The sequence below is a fragment of the Streptomyces sp. genome (assembly GCF_036566765.1).
In the GTDB taxonomy this organism is placed as follows: domain Bacteria; phylum Actinomycetota; class Actinomycetes; order Streptomycetales; family Streptomycetaceae; genus Streptomyces.
The window spans coordinates 1-7,998 of record NZ_DATCVQ010000408.1 but is presented as its reverse complement, the minus strand read 5'-3'; the positions used below and the strand labels follow the sequence as shown (position 1 = coordinate 7,998).

Annotated in this window: 6 protein-coding genes; 3 read left to right on the top strand and 3 right to left on the bottom strand. The window is 72.2% G+C overall.

Features of this window, described 5'->3' with window-relative positions:
* Window positions 1-364: 364 nt before the first annotated feature.
* Entirely contained in the window at window positions 365-922 is a 558-nt protein-coding gene (locus tag VIU94_RS23840) for a MarR family winged helix-turn-helix transcriptional regulator (protein ID WP_331913919.1), read from the bottom strand.
* 157 nt (window positions 923-1,079) lie between these two features.
* Between VIU94_RS23840 and VIU94_RS23835 the strand changes: the two genes are divergently transcribed.
* Window positions 1,080-2,345: an MFS transporter gene (locus VIU94_RS23835; RefSeq protein WP_414720999.1), complete on the top strand. Its 1,266-nt coding sequence runs from the start codon at window positions 1,080-1,082 to the stop codon at window positions 2,343-2,345.
* 37 nt (window positions 2,346-2,382) lie between these two features.
* Here the strand turns inward: VIU94_RS23835 and VIU94_RS23830 are convergent, their stop codons facing one another.
* Both VIU94_RS23830 and VIU94_RS23825 read right to left on the bottom strand, forming a co-directional pair.
* Entirely contained in the window at window positions 2,383-4,008 is a 1,626-nt protein-coding gene (locus VIU94_RS23830; protein WP_331913915.1) for an ATP-binding SpoIIE family protein phosphatase, read from the bottom strand.
* 105 nt (window positions 4,009-4,113) lie between these two features.
* Complete coding sequence (locus tag VIU94_RS23825) at window positions 4,114-5,502, bottom strand: NAD(P)/FAD-dependent oxidoreductase (protein WP_414720998.1); 1,389 nt, start codon at window positions 5,500-5,502, stop codon at window positions 4,114-4,116.
* Between the two features lie 398 nt (window positions 5,503-5,900).
* Between VIU94_RS23825 and VIU94_RS23820 the strand changes: the two genes are divergently transcribed.
* Window positions 5,901-6,683 carry a TetR/AcrR family transcriptional regulator gene (locus VIU94_RS23820; protein ID WP_331913911.1) on the top strand — a complete coding sequence of 261 codons (783 nt, stop codon included), beginning with the start codon at window positions 5,901-5,903 and terminating at the stop codon, window positions 6,681-6,683.
* 274 nt (window positions 6,684-6,957) lie between these two features.
* The coding region (locus VIU94_RS23815; protein ID WP_331913910.1) for a sigma-70 family RNA polymerase sigma factor at window positions 6,958-7,998 on the top strand (1,041 nt) is incomplete at its 3' end.

Here is a 7,998-nt window from a genome sequence, read left to right as displayed (position 1 = left end):
CCTCGGTGCCTTTCGGCTTGCTTTCCGCGCCTTTCGCTTTCGCTCCGGGCCCTTCCGGCGGTTCCGACTCTATCAGATCCTTTCGGCGTCTGATTCCCAGTCAGCGGGTTTGTCTTTCCGACCCGTTGGGCCGTTCCGACGCTCAAACTCTAGCGGATTTCCCCGGCGACTCATAATCGAGCCATTCGAAATGAATTACGGCATGCCGAAATTCTTCCCGGTCCGGGAGATCGTGCGAGTTGAGTTGCCGCATCAGCGGCGGGATGGCCGCCGCAGAACCGTTACGGCCCCGCGACAACTCGGAGAACACTACGTATCCGTGGGGGGCGTGTCAACCCCACCCTCGCGGACCTCCCCCGACCTCTCAGTCCAGGTCCGTCAGCCGGCCGCCGGCGTCCGGCTGGGCGTGCTCCACGCGGCGTAGGAGGCGGGTCAGGAGTTCGCCCAGGACGCCGCGTTCGTCGGACGACAGGTCCTGGAGGAGGTCCGCCTCGAAGCCCGTCGCCATGCGCATGGCCTCCTGCCACTTCGAGCGGCCCTCGTCCGTCAGCTCGACGATCACCCGGACGCGGTTGTTCTCGTCACGGTCTCGGGTCACCAGGCCCTCGCCCGCCATGCGGTCGATGCGGTGGGTCATCGCGGCCGGGGTGAGGCCGAGGCGCTTCGCGAGCTCACCGGGGCCGAGGCGGTACGGGTCGCCGGCCAGGACGAGGTGCTTGAGGACCTCCCACTCGGCGTTGCTGATGCCGAGGTCGGCGAGCTGGCGGCCGTACGCCACGTTCATCCGCCGGTTCAGCCGGCCGAGGGCGGAGACGACCTTCTCGACCTGGGGGTCGAGGTCGCGGTACTCGCGCTGGTAGGCGGCGATCAGCTCGTCGAGGGTCGGCTCCTGCGACGACTGCGCCTGGGGGGTGTCGGACATGGGACGAGTATCCCACGCAACGCATTGGCGTCGAAGTCCTTGGATGTGTATTGTTAAGGATCTAACTTTAGTGTTGAAGTCTTCAGGGTTCAGGGCTACGAGCCTGAACTCACACGTGACGGAGTGGGTGGTTGTGACCAAGGCGAAGGGTGCAGCGATGCGCCGGATCCAGGCAGGGAGCGCGCTGAGCGCGTTCGGGCTCGGCTTCACCGTGCCGTACCTCTATGTGTACGTCGCAGGGGTGCGGGAGCTGGGGGCGACGACGGCAGGGGCCGTGCTCGCCGTCTTCGCCATGGCCGCCCTGGTCGTGCTGCCGTTCAGCGGCCGGGCGATCGACCGGCGGGGGCCCGTCCCCGTCCTTCTTGTCGCTGCACTGCTCGCCTCCGTGGGCGCCCTGGGGATGGGACTGTCCGGCAGCGTGGCGGCCGTCGTCGCCTCCGCCGCCGTCCTCGGCGCGGGTACGGCCGTGATGCAGCCCGCGCTGGCCACGATGATCGTCTGGTGCTCGACGCCGGCGACCCGTACCCGGTCCTTCGCCATGCAGTTCTTTCTGCAGAACCTGGGCCTCGGCGTCGGCGGTCTGATCGGCGGGCAGCTGGTCGACGAGAGCCGGCCGGGCAGCTTCGTCCTGCTGTTCTCGATCGAGGCCGTGATGTTCCTCGTCCTCGCGGGGATCGTGCTGACCGTGCGGATGCCGGGCTCCCCCGCGCTGAAGGACGCCCGACCGGGCGCCTCGCGGGCCGGCGGGGTGCGTGCGCTGCTCGGCCACAAGGCCATGGTGCAGCTGTGCGTCCTCGGCTTCGTCCTCTTCTTCGCCTGCTACGGGCAGTTCGAGTCGGGTCTCGCGGCGTACGGCACCGAGGCCGCCGGCATCCAGCCGTCGACGCTGGGCATGGCGCTGGCCGCCAACACCGCGGTCATCGTCGTGGCGCAGTTCGTGGTGCTGAAGTTCGTCGAGCGCCGGCGGCGCTCCCGGGTCATCGCGGCCGTCGGTCTGATCTGGGCGGTGGCGTGGCTCGTCGCCGGGTACGCCGGCCTCGGGCACGGCAGCCAGGCGATGGCGACCGCGGCGTTCGTCTCCACGTACGCCCTGTTCGGGCTCGGCGAGGCGATGCTGTCGCCGACCGTCGCGCCGCTCGTCGCCGATCTCGCGCCCGAGGAGATGGTCGGGCAGTACAACTCGGCGTTCGCGCTGGTCAAGCAGCTCGCGCTGGCGGTCGGCCCGGCCGTGGGCGGGCCCATGGGGGCCGCGCTGCACGGGCCGTACATCGTGACCTTCGTGCTGTTCTCGCTCGGCATCACCGTTCTGGCGCTGCGGCTGGGCAAGCGGCTGACGCCGGTGCAGGACCAGCCGTCGCTGGCGCCGAAGCCGTCGCGGGTCGTGGCGCGGCACGAGCCGGTCAAGGAGACGGCCGCCGTCTGATCCGGCCGCCCCGTCTCGTCCCCTCGCCCTGCCGGGCCTAGTCCGGCAGGGCGAACTCGCACCAGACCGCCTTGCCGCCGCCCGGGGTGCGGCGGCTGCCCCAGGACGAGGCGATCGTGGCGATGATCGAGATGCCGCGGCCCGACTCGTCCTCCGACTCGGCGCGGCGGCGGCGCGGCAGGTGGTCGTCGCCGTCGGTGACCTCGATGATCAGGCGGCGGTCGGTGCGGCGCAGGCGCAGCCGCATCGGCGGGGTGCCGTGCTGGAGGGAGTTCGCGACCAGCTCGCTGGTCGCGAGGACGCCGAGGTCGCGCAGTTCGACCGGGAAGCGCCAGCTCGACAGGACCCCCGACGCGAAGGCGCGGGCGCGCGGCGCGGCCTCGACGCCGCCGAGGAGTTCCAGCCCCGCGTTGTGGAAGAGCTCGGCGTCCGGTCCCGTGCGGGAGGGGTGCTGCATGACCAGGACGGCGACGTCGTCGTCGTGCTCGGCGGTGACGCCGAGGGAGCGAAGGATGCGGTCGCAGACGACCTGCGGGGTGCCGGTCGCGCCGGACAGGGCGCGCTCCAGGGCGGCGACGCCCTCGTCGATGTCCTCGCGTCGGCGCTCGACCAGGCCGTCGGTGTAGAGGACTGCGGTGGAGCCCGGGGGCAGGGCGATGGATCCGGAGGTGTGCAGCCAGCCGCCGGTGCCGAGCGGGGGTCCGGTGGGGTCCTCGGCGCGCCGTACGGTGCCGTCCTCGTCGCGGACGAGGATCGGGAGGTGGCCGGCGGAGGCGTAGACGAGCTTGCCCTCGTTCGGGTCGTGGACGGCGTAGACGCAGGTGGCGATCTGGCTGGCGTCGATCTCGGCGGCGAGGCCGTCGAGAAGCTGAAGGACCTCGTGCGGCGGCAGGTCGAGCCGGGCGTAGGCGCGCACGGCGGTGCGGAGCTGGCCCATGACGGCGGCGGCGCGCACGCCGCGGCCCATCACGTCGCCGATGACGAGGGCGGTGCGGCCGGCTCCGAGGGTGATGACGTCGTACCAGTCGCCGCCGACGGCCGCGTCGGTGCCGCCGGGCTGGTAGGTGGCGGCGACCCGCAGGTCGTCGGGCTGCTCCAGCTCCTGCGGCAGCAGGGAGCGCTGGAGGGTGACGGCGGTCTCGCGGTGCCTGCGCTCGCTGGCGCGCAGCCGCTCGGCGGCCTCGGCGTGGTCGGTGACGTCGGCGGCGTGCACGAGGACGCCACCGGCCTCGTGGTGCGGGGTGTCGACGGGCAGGCAGGTGACCGTGTACGAGCCTCCGTCGCTGGTGCGGCGGGACTTGACGGTGCGCGGCTTGCCGCTGCGCAGCACCTGGTCCATGAGCGGGATCAGGCCCAGTTCGTCGGCCTCGGGGCAGGTGTCGGCGACGGTCGCGCCGGCTGGGCGGGGGCCGAAGGCGGCGGCGTACGCGTCGTTGACGTACGCGATGCGGTGCTCGGGTCCGTACACCAGCGCGACGAGGCCGGGGAGGCGGCCGACGACCTCGCGGACGGAGAAGTCCTCCAGACCGGGGACGTCGTCGGGGAGGGACTCCAGCTGCTGCTCGTACTCACCGCGGGCCGCGGGCACGGAGCCGCGATCGGTCCGCGCCGCGGCGCGGCGCTGCGTACCGGGGAGCCTGGGGCTCCAGCGGGTGAAGTTCACGGATCTGTATGCCTCGTGGTGTCGTTGCCGTGCTGAGTCACTCTGTGCAGGTGTGAGCCCACCTATGGTCACACGTCCAGTGTGACCGAGCGCACTGACAAGGGTTCAGCCGGACGCCGGGCCCTTCTTGGGGCCGTCGGGCGGGCCGTCCTTCGGTGTGTCCTTCGGCGCGTCCCCGGGGGGCTTCGGGGGGCCGTTCTTGTTCGGCGGGGGTGCGGCGGCGAGTTCGAACTCGGCGCGCGGGTGTTCGAGCGAGCCGAGCGAGACGATCTCGCGTTTGAACAGGCCGGAGAGGGTCCATTCGGCGAGCACGCGGGCCTTGCGGTTGAACGTGGGCATGCGGCTCAGGTGGTAGGCGCGGTGCATGAGCCAGGCAGGGTAGCCCTTGAGCTTGCGCCCGTACACATGGGCGACGCCCTTGTGCAGGCCGAGGGAGGCGACCGAGCCCACGTACTTGTGCGCGTACTCCTTGAGCGGCTGTCCGCGCAGGGAGGCGGCGATGTTCTCGGCGAGCACCTTGGTCTGGCGCACGGCGTGCTGGGCGTTGGGCGCGCATTCCCTGCCGGGCTCGTCGGAGGTGACGTCGGGGACGGCGGCGGCGTCGCCGGCCGCCCAGGCGTGCTCGACGCCCTCGACGGTGAGCCGGGCGGTGCACTTGAGCCGGCCGCGCTCGTTGAGCGGCAGGTCGGTGTCGGCGAGGACGGGCGCGGGTTTGACGCCGGCGGTCCACACGACGGTGCGGGTCGGGAAGCGGGAGCCGTCGCTGAGGACGGCGACGCGGTCCTCGCAGGACTCGAGGCGGGTCTCCAGGCGTACGTCGATGTTGCGGGCGCGCAGCTCGCGGATGGCGTACTTGCCCATCTCCTCGCCGACCTCGGGCAGGATCCGGTTCGACGCCTCGACGAGGACCCACTTCAGGTCCTCGGGCTTGATGTTGTGGTAGTACCGCGCGGTGTAGCGGGCCATGTCCTCCAGCTCGCCGAGCGCCTCGACGCCGGCGTAGCCGCCGCCGACGAAGACGAAGGTGAGGGCGGCGTCGCGCAGGGCGGGGTCGCGGGTGGAGGAGGCGATGTCCATCTGCTCGATGACGTGGTTGCGCAGCCCGATGGCCTCCTCGACGGCCTTGAAGCCGATGGCGTAGTCGGCGAGGCCGGGGATCGGGAGGGCGCGGGAGATCGAGCCGGGGGCGATGACCAGCTCGTCGTACTCGATCTTGATGTTGCCTGTGCCCTCCTCCTCGGTGGCGAGGGTGGAGACCGTGGCGGTCTTCTTGGCGTGCTCGACCGTGCGGACCTCGCCGATGAGGACCCGGCACTTGTCGAGGACACGGCGCAGCGGGACCACGACGTGGCGTGGCGAGATCGAGCCTGCGGCCGCTTCGGGCAGGAAGGGCTGGTAGGTCATGTACGGCTCGGGCGTGACCACCACGATCTCGACGGCCCCGTCTCTCAGCTCGGCCTTGAACTGCCGCTGCAGACGCAGCGCGGTGTACATCCCGACGTAGCCACCGCCGACAACGAGAATGCGCGCAGGTTCGGTCACTGTCCCATGACGCAACGCCGTCCGGGGTTTGTCCACAGGCCCGACAAATCATGTGACCGGAGGGGTACGGGAGCGCGGGGTGGCGCACGAGGTCGGTACTGGGGGAAGTGCGCAGGTCACGATAGGGGTGGGGGGTGGGTCCAGGGGCCAGAATCGGGAGTGTTCCGGCCCTTGCTCCGATCGGGGGGCGCACCGTACGGAACGGCCCCTTCTGAATTGACCGCAACTCAACTATGTTCATACCTCGTCGGGGTGTCGGGTCGCTGGACGAGACCTGAGCGAGTGACCGCTCCCCGGCGGTCAGGGCGGGGAAGTCTCCGGGGGGAGACATCATGAGCGGGGGAACGCTTATGCAGATTCAGGATTCTCATTGGCAGGCCGTCGTCGCGTCGCCGACGGACGGGCTGACGAACGGACGCGGGACCACGGGTCCGGCGGTGAGCCGTTCCGCTCCGTTGCGCGTGGACGCGCAGCGGAATCTGGAGCATGTGCTGCGGGCCGCGCGCGAGGTGTTCGGCGAGCTCGGCTACGGCGCTCCGATGGAGGACGTGGCGCGGCGGGCCCGCGTCGGCGTCGGCACGGTCTACCGGCGCTTCCCCAGCAAGGACGTGCTGGTGCGACGGATAGCCGAGGAGGAGACCTCCCGGCTGACGGAGCAGGCGCGGGCCGCGCTGGGGCAGGAGGACGAGCCGTGGTCGGCGCTGTCCCGGTTCCTGCGCACCTCGGTGGCGTCGGGCGCGGGGCGGCTGCTGCCCCCGCACGTGCTGCGGGTGGGCGTGGACGGGGACGAGCCGATGGGCGGTCCGGCCGTCGAGTCGGAGGACGAGGCGCGGGTGCCGGCCCAGCGGGGCGCGGTGGGCGGCCAGCCGGAGCTGCGGGTGGTCGCGCCGCGCACGGCCCCGCCGGCGGAGCAGGACGACGCGGGGGCCTCGGAGCTCCTGGAGGTCGTCGGCCGGCTGGTGGACCGGGCGCGGGCGGCGGGCGAGCTGCGCGTCGACGTGACGGTGGCGGACGTGCTGCTGGTCATCGCCACGGCGGCGCCGTCCCTTCCGGACGCGGCGCAGCAGGCGGCGGCGTCCGCCCGGCTGTTGGACATCCTGCTGGAGGGGCTGCGCTCGCGGCCGTCGACCTGACGGGTACGTGACCCGGGGCGGGACCGGAGCGGCTGCGGCCGCTTCCGGTTCCTGCCCGGGCACCGGATTCGGCCCGGACGACCCGGCGCCGGTCCCGTCAACCTCGTGCGTCACTTGGATCGTTGAGCATTTCACGAACGAGTGATCGGTTACGTCCAAACCCGCGAAGTCGCCCCGGACGAGTGGTTGACTGACGCGGGACTTCGGCGTACGCGCCCCCTGTGGCACGCTTGCCCGGTGTTCGGGTCTGAGCGTGCAAACGGGGGCTTCCGCGATGAGCGGTGAGGGTCGGGACGAGCAGCAGGGCGAGCGCGGTGCCACGGAGACGGGGCCGAGCGTGCCCGCACAGCGCGAGGCCGGAGGTTCCGGTTCCGTACTGCCTCCGCCGCTCGATCTGCCGCCCGCCGACGCCGAGCTGATCCAGCGGATGCGCGGCGGCGACGACAGCGCGTACGAGGAGCTGTTCCGCCGGCACTCCGCGGCCGTCCGCCGCTACGCGCGCACCTGCTGCCGGGACGCGCACACCGCCGACGACCTGACCGCCGAGGTGTTCGCCCGCACCCTGCAGGCGGTACGCGGCGGGGCCGGGCCCGAGCAGGCCGTCCGCGCCTACCTGATGACCACGGTCCGCCGGGTGGCCGCGAACTGGACGAAGACGCAGCGCCGGGAGCACCTGGTCGACGACTTCGCGGTGTTCGCGGCACAGGCCGCCCGCTCCGCCGAGGTCTCCGACGAGGACACCATGGACCTGGGCGCGGACGTCCGCGCCATGCACGAGGCCGAACAGTCGCTGGCCATGCAGGCGTTCCAGTCGCTGCCGGAGCGCTGGCAGGCCGTGCTGTGGCACACCACCGTCGAGGAGGAGTCGCCCAGCGAGGTCGCGCCGCTGTTCGGGCTGACGCCGAACGCCACGGCCGTGCTGGCCAGCCGGGCCCGCGAGGGCCTCAAGCAGGCCTACCTCCAGGCGCACGTCAGCCAGTCGCTCACCGCCGGCGGGGACTGCGCGCGGTACGCGGACCGGCTCGGCGCGTACGCCCGGGGCGGGCTGCGGATGCGGGCCGAGCGGGGCCTGCGCAAGCACCTGGAGGAGTGCGCCAAGTGCCGGGTGGCGGCGGGCGAGCTCGCGCACGTCAACTCCGGGATCCCCGCGCTGCTGCCGATCGCCGTCATCGGCTGGTTCGCCGCCGGCTACGCGTTCAAGGCCGGCGGCGTGGTCGTCGGCGGCGTCGTGGGCGCGACCGGCGCGGGCGCGGCGGCCGCGGCCACCGGGGCCGTGTCCGGCTCGTCGACGAGTGCCGGGGCCTCCTCGGCCGCC